Here is a 16,865-nt window from a genome sequence, read left to right as displayed (position 1 = left end):
TAACAGATGTTTAGAATGGAATTTTAACTTGTAATCATATAACCAGTCTGATAGTACAGGCAGTAATTTTACCATCATATTAATCATAAAAACTATTACCATGAAAACTACAGATAGTAAAAATGCAGCTGCTGCAAAAGAAACTACACCGAGAGGCGTTACGAAGCCGAAATCTAATGCCGCTTCAGGATTAACCGAATTATTTGAAGACGGGCTTAAAGACATCTATTGGGCAGAAAAAGCCCTGATAAAAGCTTTGCCTGTAATGGTTAAAAATGCTTCTTCTGTTGAATTGAAAGATGCAATTGATAATCATTTAACCGAAACAGAAGAACAAATTGTCCGTTTGGAAGAGGTATTTAAAATTATTGGCAAAAAAGCAACGGCAAAAAAATGCGATGCGATGGAAGGTTTAATTGAAGAAGCCAAAGGAATGCTGGAAGAAACGGAGCTTGGAGTAGTGCGTGATGCAGGAATTATTGCGGCAAGTCAGAAAATCGAGCATTACGAAATTGCCACTTACGGTACTTTAAGACAATTTGCAGAAACGCTTGGTTTGCCAGAAGCAGCAACTTTATTGGAACAAACACTCGATGAAGAAAAAGGAGCCGATAAAACCCTTACAGAAGTCGCTGTAAATGCAGTGAATCTTGAAGCTGCCGAAATTGAATAGCGGTTTGAAAAATGAAATAAAAGTGCAGTACTAAAACTGCACTTTTTTTAGTTGAATAAAAAATACAGTATATGCCCGAAGGTCCGTCTATAGTAATCTTAAAAGAAGAAGTGCAGCAATTTACCGGACAGAAAATAATTTCTGTATCTGGAAATACCCATATTGATATTTCTCGACTGAAGGATAAAACGATTCTTGCCTTTAAAACCTGGGGGAAGCATTTTTTAATTTGTTTTGATTCTTTTACAGTAAAAATTCACATGCTGATGTTTGGAACCTATCGAGTTAACGAACGCAAAACTTCAAAACCCAGACTGAGTTTGGTTTTTGATAAGGGCGAAATTAATTTCTACACCTGCTCAGTTAAAATCATAGAGGGCGATATCAATTCTAATTATGATTGGAGCGTTGATGTAATGAATGAAGATTGGAATCCGAAAAAAGCACAGATGAGTATTGAAAAAATGCCTGAGAAAATGATCTGTGATGTACTATTAGATCAGGATATTTTTTCTGGAGTGGGCAATATCATAAAAAATGAGGTTTTGTATCGCTGCTATGTTCATCCAGAGTCGATTGTGGAGAAGATTCCGCCTCATCTTATAAGCCAGCTAATTGCTGAATCTTCTATTTACAGTTTTGAATTTTTATACTGGAAAAAGAAATTTGAACTGAAACAACATTGGGAAGCTTATACCAAAAGTATTTGCTTACGATGTAATCTGCCATTTGAAAAAAAACAGACGGGAGAACGAAAACGCAGAAGCTTTTTCTGCACCAATTGTCAACAACTATACAAATGAAAAATCAAGTAATAATAGGATGTTCAAGTTTTTATAACAGTTTTTGGAAAAATATTTTTTATCCTCAAAATCTGCCTTCAAAGCAATGGTTTGATTTTTATTGCCATCATTTTGATACGTATGAGTTTAACGGAAGTTTTTATAAATTTCCGACCGTTCGTATTTTTCAAAATTGGTATAATAAAACGCCTGAATCTTTCAAGTTTTCGGTTAAAGTGCCAAAAGAAATTACGCATATAAAAAAATTGCAAGAATGTGAAACTCTTCTCAATGACTTTTATGAAGTTTGTAAAGAAGGAATGAAGGAAAAGCTGGCAACAGTTTTATTTCAATTTCCGCCGAGTTACGTTTTTAGCCGAGAAAAATTAGAAACCATAATCAATAGTTTGGATTATAATTTTAAAAATGTAGTCGAATTTCGTCACGAAAGCTGGTGGAATGATGAGGTTTGGACTGTTTTCAAAGAAAATAATATTACCTTTTGCAGTGTAAGTTATCCTAATCTTCCTAAAACTATTTTTAAAGATTTTCCACTGCTTTACATTCGTTTTCACGGAATCCCGAAATTATTTCATTCTAGTTATTCTACAGAAGAATTACAGCAAATAAACCATCAGATTCATTCCAAAAAAGGATTTGTATATTTTAATAATACAGCAAGCGAAGCGGGTATTTTGAATGCTCTGGAATTGAAGAGAATGAATGCTTAAGTCTGTCTGTATTTTTTTTAACGCAAAGTTCCCAAAGTTTTTTTTTATTTTGAAGGCTTAATGCATGCGTTAAAAAGTTCGCAAAGCTTTGAGTTTAATTTGCTTGCTGAATAATTTTTGTTTCAGGCTCCCGATAGCAGTTTTTTTTTAACGCAAAGTGCGCAAAGTTTTTTATTATTATTTTGAAGGCTTAATGCATGCGTGAAAAAGTTCGCAAAGCTTTGAGTTTAATTTGCTTTCGGAATAATTTGTTTCACAAAATTATAACTTTTTAACTTGTTATTTCTCTCTCGCAGATTTAGCAGATTAGGCTGATTCTATGTTCAAAATCTACTGAATCTGCTAAATCTGCGGGAAAAATAATTTATGACTCGAGGATGAAGGACGAATAGGCGAAGTAATTCGTATCTATTTTAAATCTTTTTAATCCTCTTAATCTATGGCAAAAAAATAACCGCAAAGAGCGTAAAGTATACACAAGGCAAGCAAAAGAAAAAATCTTAGCGAACTTAGCGTATACTTTGCGCTCTTTGCGGTTAAAAAACTTTAAAAAAGCTATAATTTCAAGCTTCCTTCAATTCCGTCATCCATCGTTTTTCCTGTTACAAAAGCCGCTGTCATTTTAGCAATGGCAACCATTTTTCCGTTTTTGTTGTTCCAATAGTAACCATCTTCAGGGACTACTTTTATAACACTTAGATTCGGATCGTCTACACCGCCAGGCATCCAGATTTTTACTATAGGATTCCATAATTTTTCGATAGTTTCTCGATCGTATGAAATGCTTGCGGTTCCGTGAAGCGTTAGAAATTTATCATGCGGTTCAGAAAAGAATATTTCAACCATCGGATTCAAAGTAATTTCTGCATTCTGACTGCTGTTTCGGTCAGATAAAAACCAAAGCTGCCCCAAATCATCAATTTTCTGAACAGACATCGGTCGTGACTGTAATCTATATTCATTGTATGTACAAAACATACAAGTTTTAATGTGCTCAGCTAGATCTTTTATTTTATCTACTGCAAATTCGTCTGTAAGGTCTTTATGATCGCCCATAATAGTATACTTTTAAGTTATATTTTATAGTTAATTGCTTGACAAATACTATTTTGTTTGTCGTTGATAATAGCTACAAGTAAAGTTGGCTCTTTTTACCCTTTTTTAGATTATATAATTAAGCTTATAAATTATGAGATTTCAATTTGCTGTTTTTGTAAGAAATTAGTTCAAAATCTGTTTGTTACATAAAATTACATTATATTTGAGAGATTAAAATTCTAAGCCAAAAGACGCATGAGAGAGTTTACTATATTCTATACCGACGACGACGAAGATGATTTGTGTATTTTTGCTGATGCCGTAGAATCTATACCTCAGAACATTACACTTCAAACGTATTCTGGTGGGCAGAATTTTTTAAACGCAATTTCCCATCCGCCTGTTACGCCTTATGTCGTTTTTTTAGATTTAAACATGCCTGGAAAAAATGGGTTTGATGTTCTAGAAGAACTTCGAACTTCAGATTATAAAAAAGATATTCCTGTTGTAATTTATTCTACTTCAAGCGAACCTGGAATTATTGAAAAATGCCGTAAACTTGGCGCCAATTGCTTTATTACAAAGCCAGTTTTAATGAAAGACATTATAAAATCTATAGAGCACGCGATGCAAATTGATTGGGAAAAATTTATTCCTAATCAATCCAATTTTGTGTTTAAATATTAATTTCAGACAAATCGGGAATGTAAATATTAAAAGTAGAGCCTTTGCCTTTTTCGCTAGAAACTGTGATGAAACCTCTATGGTTTTCAACGATTTTTTTCACGATTGCAAGACCAATTCCAGTTCCTTTGTATTCACTGTCGGTATTTAAGCGCTGAAAAACTTCAAAGATTTTTTCTTTATAAATAGGTTCAAAACCAATTCCGTTATCTTCAACTTGAAGATGGAGGTAATTTTTGTCTTTAAATTCAGCATTAGGAAGCGATTTTCCATCAATTTGCGTAGCAGAAATTTTCACTTTTGGAGGAACACTAGGAATAGAAAATTTCAAGGCATTTTCTACCAAATTATGTAATAACTGTCTAAATTGAAACTGAATAAGATTGGCTTCTCCTAAATCGTGATATTCTACAATAGCATTTTTTTCTTCAATTCGATCAGAAAAATCACTTATTACTTCTTCTGCAATTTCGTCTATTTTAACCGTTGTAAAAATACGATCGGCAGAATTGGTGCGGGAATAGGTTAATAAATCCTGAATTAGATTTTGCATTTTCTTTGCCGAAAACTCAATTCTAGCTAAATAAGATCTGGCATTTGCCGAAATATTCTGCTCGTCCAAAGTAGCCAATCGACTTGCGAAAGTCTGAATTTTTCGCAGCGGTTCCTGCAAATCATGGCTTGAGATATAAGCAAATGACTGCAATTCTATATTCATATTAATCAAATCCCTGTTTTTGAGTTCCAATTGTGTGGTACGCTCTATAATTTGATCTTCTAGTTTATTGGTAAAGTTCTTTTGTTCTTCTATATCAGTGCTTGTTCCAACCCACATTTGAATCTTTCCAAATTCATCCAATTGCGCTATTGCACGGCTGAGCTGCCATCTGTACTCGCCATCATATCGCTTAAAACGGTGAATAAACAGAAAATCATTTCCTGTTTTTACAGATTCCATCCATAGTTTTACATTTTCCTCGCGGTCGTCGGGATGCACAATTTGGAGCCAGCCGTTTTTCTCGATTTCTTCTTTAGACAATCCAGAATAGCTATAAACCGTTTCATTAAAATAGTTCAAATTTCCCAGGGTATCGCTCGTCCAAATAAATTGAGGTATAGAATCGGCGAGAAGTCTAAATTTTTGTTCGCTCTTCATTAAAACATGCTGAATTTCTTTTTCGATTGTAAAATCCATCACAGTTCCCAACATTTTAGAAGGCTCGTTGTTTTCATCAAAAAAGATTTTACCCTGAACTTTAATCCATGCAATCGAATGATCTACTTTTAAAATTCGAGCTTCATATTTGTAAATTCCTGTTTTTAATGCTTCCGCGAAAGCGTCTAGAACAATATCCTCGTCTTCTGGAAGTACACGACTTCGAATGTCCTGATGCACAATCTTTGTGTTTTTCTCAAATCCGAAAATGTCTAGAATAGTATCACTGTAGATTAGTTTCTTTGTTTTAAGATTTAAATCCCACATGGCAATTTGGGCAATTTCAGTAGACAAACGCGTTCTTGCTTCGGCAGTTTCCAGTTTTTTTCTGGCTTTAACTTTAGAAGTTACATCATAAACCGTACACATTATGCCAGATGCCTTTCCGTTTTTTTCGTATAGCGTAGTATATTCGTAATCCAGATAGAATTTTTTTAGACTTCCTTTAATGTCAACATAAGCGACTGCCTCATTCTCCCGAATCGTTTTTCCATTAAGAACATCATGTAATAATTCAGGATATTTTTGGTTTTTCAATTCAGGAAAAACATCTAGTAACGGAATTCCAATACATTCTTTTTCTTCCTTTTGCCAAATGTTATGCATCATGGCTTTATTGGCCATTTCGATAACGAAATCTTTTCCTCTAAAAATTGCCATTGCAATAGGAGAATCTATTACAATATTGCGAAAAGCTTTTTCATTTTCTGCCAGAAGATATCTGCCTTTTACTTCTTCGGTTACTTCATACGCAACCACAATAACTCCCGTAATCTCGTTTTCTTCAGTTAAAGGATAAAAGACGAGATTGAAATAAGCTAGTTCTTCTTGGTTGTAACGATTTAAGGTTACAGCAAATTCATCTGCATAGTAAGGTTCGCCAGTTTCGAAAACCTTTTTTATAATAGGATAGGCAGTTTCTCTAGTTTCGGGAACAGATTCAAAAATAGATTTGTTTAATATGGCACTTTCTTCTCTATCAATGATATGCAGATAAGTGGTATTGGCCATCTCGACAATAAGATCGGCTCCTTTTAAAACACAAATTCCAAGAGGCAATTGTTTAACTGTATTTCTAAAACGTCTTTCGCTTTCTTCGAGTTTTTTAAGAGTATTTATCTGTTTGGTAGTTTCATTACAAATTACCAAAACGCCACTTGTTTTTCCGTTTTCATCATTTACAGGACTGTAGCTAAATGTCCAGTAAACATCTTCCAATTTTCCATTTCTATAAATTGGCAATAATTGGTCTTCGTGCCATGTTGCTTCCCCGTTTTGAAGCACTTGATCGATTAAAGGCTTAATAAAATCCCAGATTTCAGGCCAGTAATCGGCTCCTTTTTGGCCTAGAATAGAAGGATGCTTACCGTTATTTCCTAGACTTGGACGATAGGCATCATTATAAAAGCAAATATGATCTTGTCCCCAAAATAAAAACATGGGGAATTTAGAGTTTAGAAGAATTCCTAAAGTAGTTCGAAGACTTTGAGGCCATGATTCCACAGGTCCAATGGCAGTTTTACTCCAATCTTTGTCGCGAGTAAGCATACCCATTTCTCCTCCGTTTGCTAGAAAATCATATTTGTTGCTATTCATTAAAATCTTATTTTTCGTCTTGTTAACAAGCTACTTTTCATTCGTATTAAATTTAGTAAATTCTTGTTTTTGAATTATGTTTTGTTAAAATTAGTGAAAATAAATATTCGCAGAAAAGTGATTTTTAAATGAGGCAAGATTAAAATCGTTAGAGTTAATTTTATCGCTTTCCTATGCGGAAATTTGAATAACAGTTAAAAATAAAAAACAATGAAAAGGGAAGATTCAAAACACGAAACCGATAATATAAAGAGATATCAAGAGGAAGGATACATGGTAAATTATTTATTCGAAAACGACCATTTGATAAATTCAGAAAGCAAAGTAGCCTATAAACCAGAAGATATTTTTATTGTGGCGCATCATCGTTATGAAGGTATGAGTGATCCCGATGATATGTCAATCTTATACATAATAGAAACTAAAGACGGAGGCAAGGGAACTCATTTATTAGGATATGGTCCAACGGCAGATTTGGAAGAAGCCGAATTTTTTAAAGACATTCCGAAAGCCAATTATTCCAAAAATGCAGACATAAACGAATTAACATAAAAGAATAAAAATAGATTGGTATTTTTATTTTGCTGATGAGCAGTTGTTTCAAATTTATTTGAGGCAGCTGCTTTTTTTTTTAAGGTTCTGAGGGGCTAAGGGACTAAGGGACTAAGGTTTTTCTTTGTCTAAAGATTTATAAACCTATGAGCCTTAGCTCCTCAAATTTTTTCTTCATCAAAAAGGCTTAAGGCAAAGATTATAAACCTTTTTAGAGTCTCAGAACCTTAGAATCTTAGCACCTTAGAACCTCAAAATAATAATTATGAAATATCTGCACAAAATTGTATAAAGAATTGACTGACAATATAAACGAAATTTGGATTATAGAAAGTTAGCAACCAAGGTTGGTTTTTATACGTAAATAAACAACTAACCGCTTTTACTAAAACCAAACCATATAATGAAAAAACTTTACATAAATACAGGAAGCTTTGATGCTGTTTTTAATAATCTTAAAGAGAGTTTTGGAGGGAAATTAAAAGTTTCTGCCAATGAATACAATTTGACGATTAAATCAAAATGGGCAAAGGGAAGCATTTCTGGCGTTCGTTTTGAAAAAGAGATGTCATATCTGAGTTTTGATTTAACTTTTACTCAAGAACTTAGTTTAAGCATCGAATCGAATCCGTTTGCGCCTGTGTTTTTTGCGTATTGCGAGAAAGGAAACGTTTTGCATAGTTTTGGTGCCGATGGGGCAACTCATTGCCTTAAAAAACAGCAATCAGGTATTATGAGCAATTCTTCTACTATTAACAGTGTATTGCATTTTCAAAGTCACCAGCATATTCAATTCTCTTTAATTGGAATGCCAACCACAATCGAAAATAAAGAAAGCGATTTTGTTTCTCAAGTAAAAAAAATATTTACGAGCAATTCTGGAAATTACATTTATATAGGAGATGAAAACCACAAAATAGGAGAGAAATTTCAAGAGCTTAAAAGAATTCCAACTCAAGGATTAGTTCGTTATATACTAATGAAAGGTATTCTTCGCGAAGTTTTAGAACTTGAGATTGCGCAACATAGTTATAATTATTTTACTCCGTTTGAACCTATTTTGAACTTTGCAGTAAAACAATTAAGCGAGATTAAAAAATTATCTCATATGAAATTAGCCGCTATTACAGCGCCCGTACAGTTTTTAAAGCGAAACTTACAACCTCGAAAATACCAATTGGAATTAAAATCATACAACCAAAAATTAGCTAGCTAGTAAGCATCCCATATTCTTCACTTTTCAAAAAAACAGCTTTGATCGAGCTGTTTTTTTTATTTTATTATTTATTCTTTTTCATAGTAAATAATGAAATAAACCATGATGAGATTTAAAATGAAAGAAATGCTATTGGTCAGTATAATTGGAAAGTCTTTTTTGAGAATTCCGTAAACAATCCATACCGCGATTCCAAAGGTCAAAATACTGAACATCCGTAGCGAAATTTCTTTTACTTTCTTGGTCTTCCAAACCTTTATAATTTGCGGAATCGTAGACAGTGTAATACACCCTCCAGCAAAAAGTCCGATGATATCTATAAAATTCATTTTTTAAGATTTGTTAAGTTGGTTTAAAATAATCTCGCAAAGGCGCAGAGTCGCAAAGTTTTGTTTCTATAGCTTAGCTTAGTAAAAGGCTTTGCGACTCTGCGCCTTTGCGAGATAAAATCACAAAATCTTTAGGGCTCTTGATGGTTAAAAAACTCAGAACCTTAGCATCTCAGAATCTCAGCATCTTAGAAACTAACCAACCAATTCCCCTCCATTAATATGAATAAATTGCCCTGTAATATAACTGCTGTCTTCGCAAGCCAGAAATACATAAGCTGGTGCCACTTCAGAAGGTTGTCCAGCTCTTTCCATCGGATTGTCTTTTCCAAAATCAGATAATTTATCAAAAGTGGCTACAATTAAGGGCGTCCAGATTGGTCCAGGTGCAACGCCATTTACGCGTATTTTCTTTTTTGCCAGCATAGTCGAAAGCGAACGGGTAAAACTCACAATTGCGCCTTTTGTACTCGCATAATCTGCTAAGTGTTCGCTTCCGCGAAAAGCCGTAACAGAAGTAGTATTTATGATGCTATCACCTTCCTTTAAGAAAGCAAGCGCTGCTTTTGTGATATAAAAGAAAGGATAAATATTAGTTTCAAAAGTTTTATGGAGCTGCGCCGAAGTTATTTTTTCTATTTCTGTTTGCGGAAACTGAGTTGCAGCATTATTTACCAAAACATCAAGACTTTTAAAAGTAGTATGGCATTTTTTAATGGCACTTTTACAAAACTTTTCATCTTTCAAATCACCATTAATCAGCAGGCATTGCTGGCCTTCTTTTTCGATCATTGCTTTGGTTTCAAGTGCATCTTTATCTTCTTTTAAATATACAATTGCAATATTAGCGCCTTCTCTTGCAAAATGTACCGCAACACTTCGGCCAATTCCGCTGTCGCCACCAGTAATAAAAGCCGTTTTTCCGAATAATTTACCGCTTCCAACATAGTTTTCTCGTATAATTTCAGGCTCCGGATTCATCATGTGTTCATTGCCGGGAAGATTTTGTTTTTGCTCGGGAAATGTTTGTTTCTTTTTCATGATTTACTCTTTTTTAAGCTTGTAGTGTCATTTAAAATTACCAGATAACTGCAATTTTACTTGTCTTAAAAGATATTTTGTTTGCCTCAATAAAATCAAAAAGGGAAAACTTGTATGAAAATACATCTAATGGGCTGTGAAGTTAAAAAAATAAGAAATTTCTAATAAGTTAAGAATCATGCAATATGTTTCATGTGATAGTGAAAGATGGGAATTTTGTAACTATTTTCGATTTAGATAAAAAACCTGCTCGTTATTTTTTTTATACATTTGAGAATTTCCACATAATTTTTAAGAGTTACTTCGGCGATTCTTTAAAAAAATAAGAAAATTTTTAAATTTCACTTTAAATTCAAGAGTTTTGATTTACAACCGATTTAGCTTCAACATGGCATGGTATTAATTGTAGACGATATAAGGGCCAATATTATTGCCTTAAAGAAAACATTAGAGCTGCATAATATCGATGTCGATAGTGCCGAATCTGGAGAAGAAGCTTTAAAGAAAATCCTAAAAACAGATTATTGTCTGATTATTATGGATGTTCAAATGCCGGGACTCGATGGTTTTGAGGTAGTAAAAATTCTTTCTGGAAATATACGTACAAAAGATATTCCTGTTATTTTTCTTTCGGCACTTAATACCGAGAAAAAATACATCTTTAAGGGGTATGAAACAGGTGCTGTGGAGTACATTACCAAACCTGTAGATAGCGATTTACTGATTTTAAAAGTAAAAACCTTCATTAAAATCTACGAACAGCAAAATGAACTTAAAGTCATGAAAGACCTTCTTTCTAAAGAAATAAAAATTAGAAAAGAAGCGCAGGACAATCTTGAAATAAAAATCGCGGAAAGAACAAAAGAACTGGTTCAGAAAAATGAAGAACTGGAACTTCGAAATCACGAATTGCAACAGTTTTCTTGGGTGGTATCGCATGATTTAAATGAGCCAATTAGAAAGATTCAAATCTTTATCAAAATAATAAAAGACCTTTACTTAAAGGCAGACGACAAAGCAATCGATTATGTTGACCGAACAATAAAATCGGCAGAAAGAATGCAAACTTTAATTACCGATCTTTTGGCTTATTCAAGGCTTTCTGCTCAGGTAAAACCTGAAAAAACAGATTTGAATGTTGTTCTGCAGGAAGTGTTGGGAGATTTTGATTATTTAATTGAGCGCAAAAATGCCACAATAAAAACCAACGAACTTCCAACAATAGATAGTATTCCGAGCCAGATGCGCCAGGTTTTTCAAAATCTAATAGGAAATGCTTTGAAATTCTCGGGTAATGAAGAAAAAGCGGTAATTGAAATTACTTCGGAAACTATTTTAGAAAAATCAATCGAAAGTCCGACTTCGCCAGAAGGCAAATTTTGCAGGATTACAGTAAAAGATAACGGAATTGGTTTTGATGAGATTTATCTTGATCGTATTTTTATTATCTTTCAAAGTTTAAACGATCGTCAATCTTACGAAGGAACAGGAATTGGACTGGCAATTGCTAAGAAAATAATCGAAAAACATAACGGATTAATTACAGCTAAAAGTAAAGTGGGAGAAGGTGCAAGCTTTATCATTGTTCTTCCTTTAAAATACGAATAAAAATAATTTAGAATATATGAATGGTAATTTTAAAAGAAATTTATTAATCAGTTCACTAGTTTCACTGCTTGTACTTACGATTAGTTCTGTTGCCTCTTTTATTAGTATTAAAAGTCTACTAAACAGTAACTTTTGGGTAAACCATACTCAGGATGTAATATATAACCTAAACGAAGGTTCCTCAATTATTACAGAAGCCCAAACCAGTATGAGAGGTTATCTACTTACAGGCGATGAGCAGTTTGTGGACCGTTTTAATGATGCTGAAGCGAAATCAAATACTTATTTTGATAAGTTGGACGAACTTACATCTGACAATCCTTCACAGAAAAAATTGCTAGAAGAATTACGCTCTAAACGTTCCGGTTTCTTTAAATATCTAAACAATCAGATTGTCAAAAAACGTTTAAGCAAAGAAACGTTGATTTTTGATTTGAATGAAGGCAGAAATATGATGAACGAGATTAAGGCGATCGTCAGGAAAGTTGAAAATACAGAACAAAAACTTTTAGAAGAACGCAACTCCAATTCAGAACGTTACGGGAATTATAGCTTAGCTTTAATTGTTGTTGCTTTCTTTATAGCCTTTCTTATTTCTATTGTTTTCCTAATCAGAATTCTGAAGGATTACAACGAGAGAACTTTATTGCAGCTGGAATTAGAGAGAAAAGATAAAGAAACAGCTGAAAGACTTGATGTAATAAGCGGTATTGCAACACAAATTTCTAAAGGAAATTATGATGTTCAGATAGACGATAGAAAATCAGATACTTTAGGAGCTTTGGGCGCATCCATTCATAATATGAAAGATTCATTAAAAGATTCTTTCGAATTATTATCTCAAAAAGAATGGCTTCAATCGGGAGTTGCAACTTTGAACGATAAAATGCTGGGAGAAAAAACAATCCAGAAATTATCTAAAGATGTAATCGAATTTTTATGCCAATATACCAATAGCAGTGCCGGAGTTTTGTATGTGATTGATGGAGAAGAATTGACAGTTACAGGAGGTTACAGTTACATACCGAGTAAAAACAGAGAAAGAATCAAGAAAGGCGAGGGGTTAATTGGCCAGTCTATTGTTTCTGGGAAAATGCTGGAACTTAAAACGCTTTCTCCAGATGATATTCAGATCAATTATGCATTGGGAGAAATAAAACCTACGCATATCGTGGCATTGCCATTAATGGATTTCAAGATTGAAGGCGCAGTGGAACTGGCTAGCATTTACGGATTTTCTGTTTTGCAGCTTGAATTCTTGAATATTGTGGCAAATAATATTGGAATTGCGATTAAAGCGACCCAAAACCGTAAAAGGGTAATGGAACTTCTGGAAGAAACCAAATCTCAGTCAGAAGAATTACAGATTCAACATAGCGAATTGGAAGCTATAAATGCAGAATTGGAAGCACAGACCGAAAAACTGCAAGCATCGGAAGAAGAACTTCGCGTACAGCAGGAAGAATTGGAACAAACTAATGAAGAATTGTCTGAAAGAAGCGTTTTATTAGAAGAAAAAAACACTGAAATCCAAAAGAAATCAGAAGCTTTAGAATTGACTACGCGTTACAAATCGGAGTTTTTGGCCAATATGTCTCATGAGTTGAGAACACCGCTGAATTCGATTTTATTGCTGAGTCGTTTATTGTCTGAGAATAACAATAAAACAATGAACAATGAAGAAATTGAATTTGCAAAAGTAATTCAGAGTTCAGGAAATAGTTTATTAGGTTTAATTGATGAAATCCTTGATTTATCTAAAATTGAAGCTGGAAAAATGGATCTGGAATTCTTGGATGTTTCGACCAAAGAAATTACAGATAACCTATATAACTTGTTTTATCTGGTTGCAAAAGAGAAGGGAATTAATTTTGAAATTATTGCCAAAGATGCGCCAATTGTCATTAAAACAGACAAAATGCGTTTGGAGCAGATTCTGAAAAACCTGATTTCGAATGCCATTAAATTTACCGAGAAAGGAACCGTTTCTCTTGAAATAAAAGTAGATACAGACGATGAGAAAATAATCTGTTTTATTGTAAAAGATACCGGAATCGGAATTCCGTTAGATAAACAGCCCTTAATTTTTGAAGCCTTCCAGCAAGCCGACGGTTCAACAAAACGCAAGTATGGCGGAACTGGTTTAGGATTGTCAATTAGCCGTGAGTTGGCCAAATTACTAAGAGGAGAAATTGTATTGCATAGTAAAGTAAACGAAGGAAGTACGTTTACGTTGTGTCTTCCCGTTTTAGGATTTGCGATCAATAAAGTTTCGGTAAATAAAATTCCACATGCAGAAGAAATCGAAGTAACAACTGAAAGTGATGAGGAAAGACCGAAATACATCAGTGAAGTTATTCCGCAAGAAATTGAAGATGACAGAGATTCAATTGTAGAAGATGATAAAGTGATTTTGATTGTAGAAGACGACATCAATTTTGCCAAATCATTATTGGCTTTCACTCAGAAAAAAGGCTATAAAGGAGTAGTGGCAGTAAGAGGTGATTATGCCTTGAATTTTGCTTTAATTTATAGACCAATCGGAATTTTATTGGATATCGAACTTCCAATAAAAAGTGGATGGCAGGTTCTGGAAGAATTAAAAAATCATTCTCATACCAAACATATTTCGGTACACATTATGTCTTCGCATAAACTGAAACAAGAAAGTTTATTAAAAGGAGCGGTAGACTTCTTAGACAAACCTGTGGCTTTTGAGCGAATTCCAGATGTTTTTAAACGTATCGAACATATTATAAACAAAGAATCGCAAAAGGTTTTAATTATTGAAGACAATCCGAAACATGCAAAAGCACTGGCGTTTTTCTTAGAAACGTATAATATTAACTCGGAGATTAAAAGCGAAGTATCAGAAGGTTTATCGTCTTTAGGAAAAGAAGAAGTAGACTGTGTAATTCTCGATATGGGAATTCCAGACAAGCAAGCTTACGAAATTCTAGACGGGGTTAAGAAAAGTCCAGGGTTAGAAAACCTGCCGGTAATTGTATTTACAGGAAAAAGTCTTTCGATAAAAGAAGAACTGAAAATTAAGAAATATGCCGATTCTATTATCGTGAAAACGGCACATTCGTACCAGAGAATGCTCGATGAGGTTTCGCTTTTCCTTCACTTAGTAGAAAATAAGAAAGAAGGAACTGCAGGAAAAGAAAGCAGTAAAAAACTGAATTCGTTAAACAATATTTTATTTGAGAAAAAAGTATTAATTGTAGATGATGATGTGCGAAACATCTATTCGCTTTCCAAAGCTTTAGAAGCATTTAAAATGACTGTTATTACCGCTTTTGATGGAAAAGAAGCGATTAAGATTTTGAATGAAAATCCAGATACAGATGTGGTGCTTTTAGATATGATGATGCCTAATATGGACGGTTACGAAACGGCAGAAAAAATAAGGAGCAATCCTAAATTTCTAAACTTAGCCGTAATCGCCGTAACGGCGAAAGCCATGACTGGCGACAGAGAAAAATGTATTAAGGCGGGAGCTTCAGATTATATTACAAAACCGGTCGATGTCGATCAGTTATTGTCGCTACTTCGAGTTTGGTTATACGATAAAATCTAATCTTAAAAATACTGTACATGGAAAAGAAAAAAGTATTGATTGTAGATGACGATTCTAGAAATATTTTTGCATTAGTAAATACCTTAAAAGCAAAATCTTTTGACTGTCTGTCTTGTTTAAGTGCCGAAGAAGCCCTAAAAATATTAGCAAATGACAATTCAATTGACGCCGTTTTGATGGATATGATGATGCCCGAAATGGACGGTTATGAGGCCATTCCGCTCATTAAAGCCATTCCGTCACAAGAGAATACTTTTGTAGTTGCCGTCACAGCGCAAGCTATGGCAGGAGATAAAGAAAAATGTTTACAAGCCGGAGCAGATGCATACATCTCAAAACCTGTAGATGTAGATAAATTACTTCACATCTTGGGAGAAATTTAAATGAATTATGATTGAAGATATTGAATTAGAGACCCTCATTAATGAAGTTTACGAATATTATGGTTTTGATTTTGGAAGTTATTCAAGAGCCTCACTTAAAAGACGTGTAAGCAGGGTATTTACTTTGGATGGATTTAAGCATTTTCATGAATTTCTATCTAAAGTCCGTACCGATCCAGAATATTGCAAAAAAATGATTGATGAAATAACGGTTAACGTTACAGAAATGTTTCGTGATCCGTCTTTTTATCTAACACTTCGAAAAGAAATTCTTCCTTTACTGGGAACCAAACCTTTTATCAGAATCTGGCATGCTGGCTGTTCTACAGGAGAAGAAGTGTATTCGATGGCGATTATGCTCAAAGAAGAAGGTTTACTGCACAAATCAATATTGTACGCTACCGATATAAACGCTACGGTTTTGGAGACAGCAAAAAGCGGTATTTTCCCCCTGAGAATGATAAAAGATTATGCCGATAATTATCGTGAAGCGGGCGGACAGGAAGATTTTTCAGATTATTACATTGCCAATTATGGGTTTGCAAAATTTAATGAGAATCTTTCAGAGAAGATGGTTTTCTCTCAGCACAATCTGGTTTCTGACACTTCGTTTAATGAATTTGATTTGATTTTGTGCCGTAATGTTTTAATTTATTTTGATAATAATCTGCAGAAAAGAGTAGTCAATCTATTTGATGACAGCTTAGCTGTTTTAGGTTTTTTGGCACTCGGCACAAAAGAAACTATAAAGTATTCTATATCTCAAACCAAATACAAACAATTTGATAAAGAGAAAATATGGAGAAAAATAAAAGAGTAACAAATTGTAAAGTAGTTATAATTGGCGGTTCGGCAGGAAGTTTACAGGCATTATTGCAGATTTTGCCTTTTATAGAAAAACCTGTTTCTTTTGCGATTGTCATTGTTGTTCACAGAAAAAACTCAGACGAACAAACCTTAGAAGATTTAATAGCTTTAAAATCAAAAATAAAAGTAAAAGAGGTAGAAGATAAAGTAAAACTTGAAGCAGGATTTATTTATATCGCGCCTTCCAATTATCATTTATTATTTGAAAAAGAAGAAACGTTGTCTTTAGACACTTCAGAAAAAATAAACTACAGCAGACCAAGTATAGATGTTTCTTTTGAGTCTGCTGCAGAAATATATGGTCAAAATTTAGTTGGAATTCTACTTTCGGGTTCCAATTCGGATGGTACGGTTGGATCAAGAGCAATTCAGGCGGCGGGCGGTGTAAGCGTTGTGCAGAATCCGCTTTCTGCAGATATGCCTTTTATGCCCAATAATGCGATTTTGCATACTGCTCCTGATTTTGTTTTAACCACCGAAGAGATTTTGGAGTTTATAAAAGGAATTAATATTGCTGATTTTTGATTAACGATTTTTGATTTCAGATGGAAGAAATCAAAAATCGT

At 33.9% G+C, this 16,865-nt stretch carries 15 protein-coding genes; 11 read left to right on the top strand and 4 right to left on the bottom strand.

The features are described 5' to 3' along the window. The first annotated feature begins 100 nt into the window (after positions 1–100). The 3 genes from BSF41_RS00680 (at position 101) to BSF41_RS00670 (ending at position 2,186) form a co-directional block, all read left to right on the top strand. On the top strand, positions 101–673 hold the full coding sequence (locus BSF41_RS00680; protein ID WP_095927611.1) for a ferritin-like domain-containing protein: 573 nt from the start codon (positions 101–103) through the stop codon (positions 671–673). Between the two features lie 71 nt (positions 674–744). Beyond that, positions 745–1,476, top strand: a complete 732-nt coding sequence (locus BSF41_RS00675) for a DNA-formamidopyrimidine glycosylase family protein (RefSeq protein ID WP_095927610.1) — start codon at positions 745–747, stop codon at positions 1,474–1,476. Then, positions 1,473–2,186 carry a DUF72 domain-containing protein gene (locus BSF41_RS00670; protein ID WP_095927609.1) on the top strand — a complete coding sequence of 238 codons (714 nt, stop codon included), beginning with the start codon at positions 1,473–1,475 and terminating at the stop codon, positions 2,184–2,186. Before BSF41_RS00675 ends, BSF41_RS00670 begins: the two co-directional genes overlap by 4 nt. A gap of 555 nt (positions 2,187–2,741) precedes the next feature. Here the strand turns inward: BSF41_RS00670 and BSF41_RS00665 are convergent. Beyond that, on the bottom strand, positions 2,742–3,242 hold the full coding sequence (locus tag BSF41_RS00665; RefSeq protein WP_095927608.1) for a pyridoxamine 5'-phosphate oxidase family protein: 501 nt from the start codon (positions 3,240–3,242) through the stop codon (positions 2,742–2,744). 237 nt (positions 3,243–3,479) lie between these two features. On the opposite strand from BSF41_RS00665, the gene BSF41_RS00660 reads away from it, so the two are divergent. Next, positions 3,480–3,911 (top strand): response regulator, encoded by a 432-nt coding sequence (locus BSF41_RS00660; protein ID WP_095927607.1) that lies wholly within the window; start codon positions 3,480–3,482, stop codon positions 3,909–3,911. Here the strand turns inward: BSF41_RS00660 and BSF41_RS00655 are convergent. Then, on the bottom strand, positions 3,901–6,720 hold the full coding sequence (locus BSF41_RS00655; protein WP_095927606.1) for a PAS domain-containing protein: 2,820 nt from the start codon (positions 6,718–6,720) through the stop codon (positions 3,901–3,903). The two genes, BSF41_RS00660 and BSF41_RS00655, sit on opposite strands and share 11 nt — an antisense overlap. 210 nt (positions 6,721–6,930) lie before the next feature. Between BSF41_RS00655 and BSF41_RS00650 the strand changes: the two genes are divergently transcribed. Beyond that, positions 6,931–7,272 carry a hypothetical protein gene (locus tag BSF41_RS00650; RefSeq protein ID WP_095927605.1) on the top strand — a complete coding sequence of 114 codons (342 nt, stop codon included), beginning with the start codon at positions 6,931–6,933 and terminating at the stop codon, positions 7,270–7,272. Between the two features lie 403 nt (positions 7,273–7,675). Then, positions 7,676–8,488: a hypothetical protein gene (locus BSF41_RS00645; RefSeq protein WP_095927604.1), complete on the top strand. Its 813-nt coding sequence runs from the start codon at positions 7,676–7,678 to the stop codon at positions 8,486–8,488. A gap of 68 nt (positions 8,489–8,556) precedes the next feature. On the opposite strand, the gene BSF41_RS00640 is transcribed toward BSF41_RS00645, so the two are convergent. Together BSF41_RS00640 and BSF41_RS00635 are read right to left on the bottom strand one after the other, a co-directional pair. Beyond that, entirely contained in the window at positions 8,557–8,817 is a 261-nt protein-coding gene (locus tag BSF41_RS00640) for a SemiSWEET family sugar transporter (protein WP_095927603.1), read from the bottom strand. A 195-nt stretch (positions 8,818–9,012) separates the two neighbouring features. Further along, positions 9,013–9,858 carry an SDR family oxidoreductase gene (locus tag BSF41_RS00635; protein ID WP_095927602.1) on the bottom strand — a complete coding sequence of 282 codons (846 nt, stop codon included), beginning with the start codon at positions 9,856–9,858 and terminating at the stop codon, positions 9,013–9,015. A 393-nt stretch (positions 9,859–10,251) separates the two neighbouring features. Here BSF41_RS00635 and BSF41_RS00630 point away from each other — a divergent pair, with 393 nt between their 5' ends. Genes BSF41_RS00630 through BSF41_RS00610 form a run of 5 tightly spaced genes read left to right on the top strand, consistent with a single transcriptional unit; the run spans position 10,252 to position 16,824 of the window. Then, entirely contained in the window at positions 10,252–11,466 is a 1,215-nt protein-coding gene (locus tag BSF41_RS00630; RefSeq protein WP_095927601.1) for a response regulator, read from the top strand. 16 nt (positions 11,467–11,482) lie between these two features. Then, positions 11,483–15,049, top strand: a complete 3,567-nt coding sequence (locus BSF41_RS00625) for a response regulator (RefSeq protein ID WP_095927600.1) — start codon at positions 11,483–11,485, stop codon at positions 15,047–15,049. Positions 15,050–15,066: 17 nt separating this feature from the next. Further along, positions 15,067–15,432 (top strand): response regulator, encoded by a 366-nt coding sequence (locus BSF41_RS00620; protein WP_095927599.1) that lies wholly within the window; start codon positions 15,067–15,069, stop codon positions 15,430–15,432. A gap of 7 nt (positions 15,433–15,439) precedes the next feature. Continuing rightward, on the top strand, positions 15,440–16,252 hold the full coding sequence (locus BSF41_RS00615) for a protein-glutamate O-methyltransferase CheR (protein ID WP_095927598.1): 813 nt from the start codon (positions 15,440–15,442) through the stop codon (positions 16,250–16,252). Then, positions 16,231–16,824 (top strand): chemotaxis protein CheB, encoded by a 594-nt coding sequence (locus BSF41_RS00610; RefSeq protein WP_095927597.1) that lies wholly within the window; start codon positions 16,231–16,233, stop codon positions 16,822–16,824. Before BSF41_RS00615 ends, BSF41_RS00610 begins: the two co-directional genes overlap by 22 nt. Positions 16,825–16,865 lie beyond the last annotated feature (41 nt).

It is taken from the genome of Flavobacterium sp. ACN2 (assembly GCF_002303885.1).
Taxonomy (GTDB): Bacteria; Bacteroidota; Bacteroidia; order Flavobacteriales; family Flavobacteriaceae; genus Flavobacterium.
The sequence above is the reverse complement of the archived record's forward strand: the minus strand, read 5'-3'. Positions and strand labels throughout refer to the sequence as shown.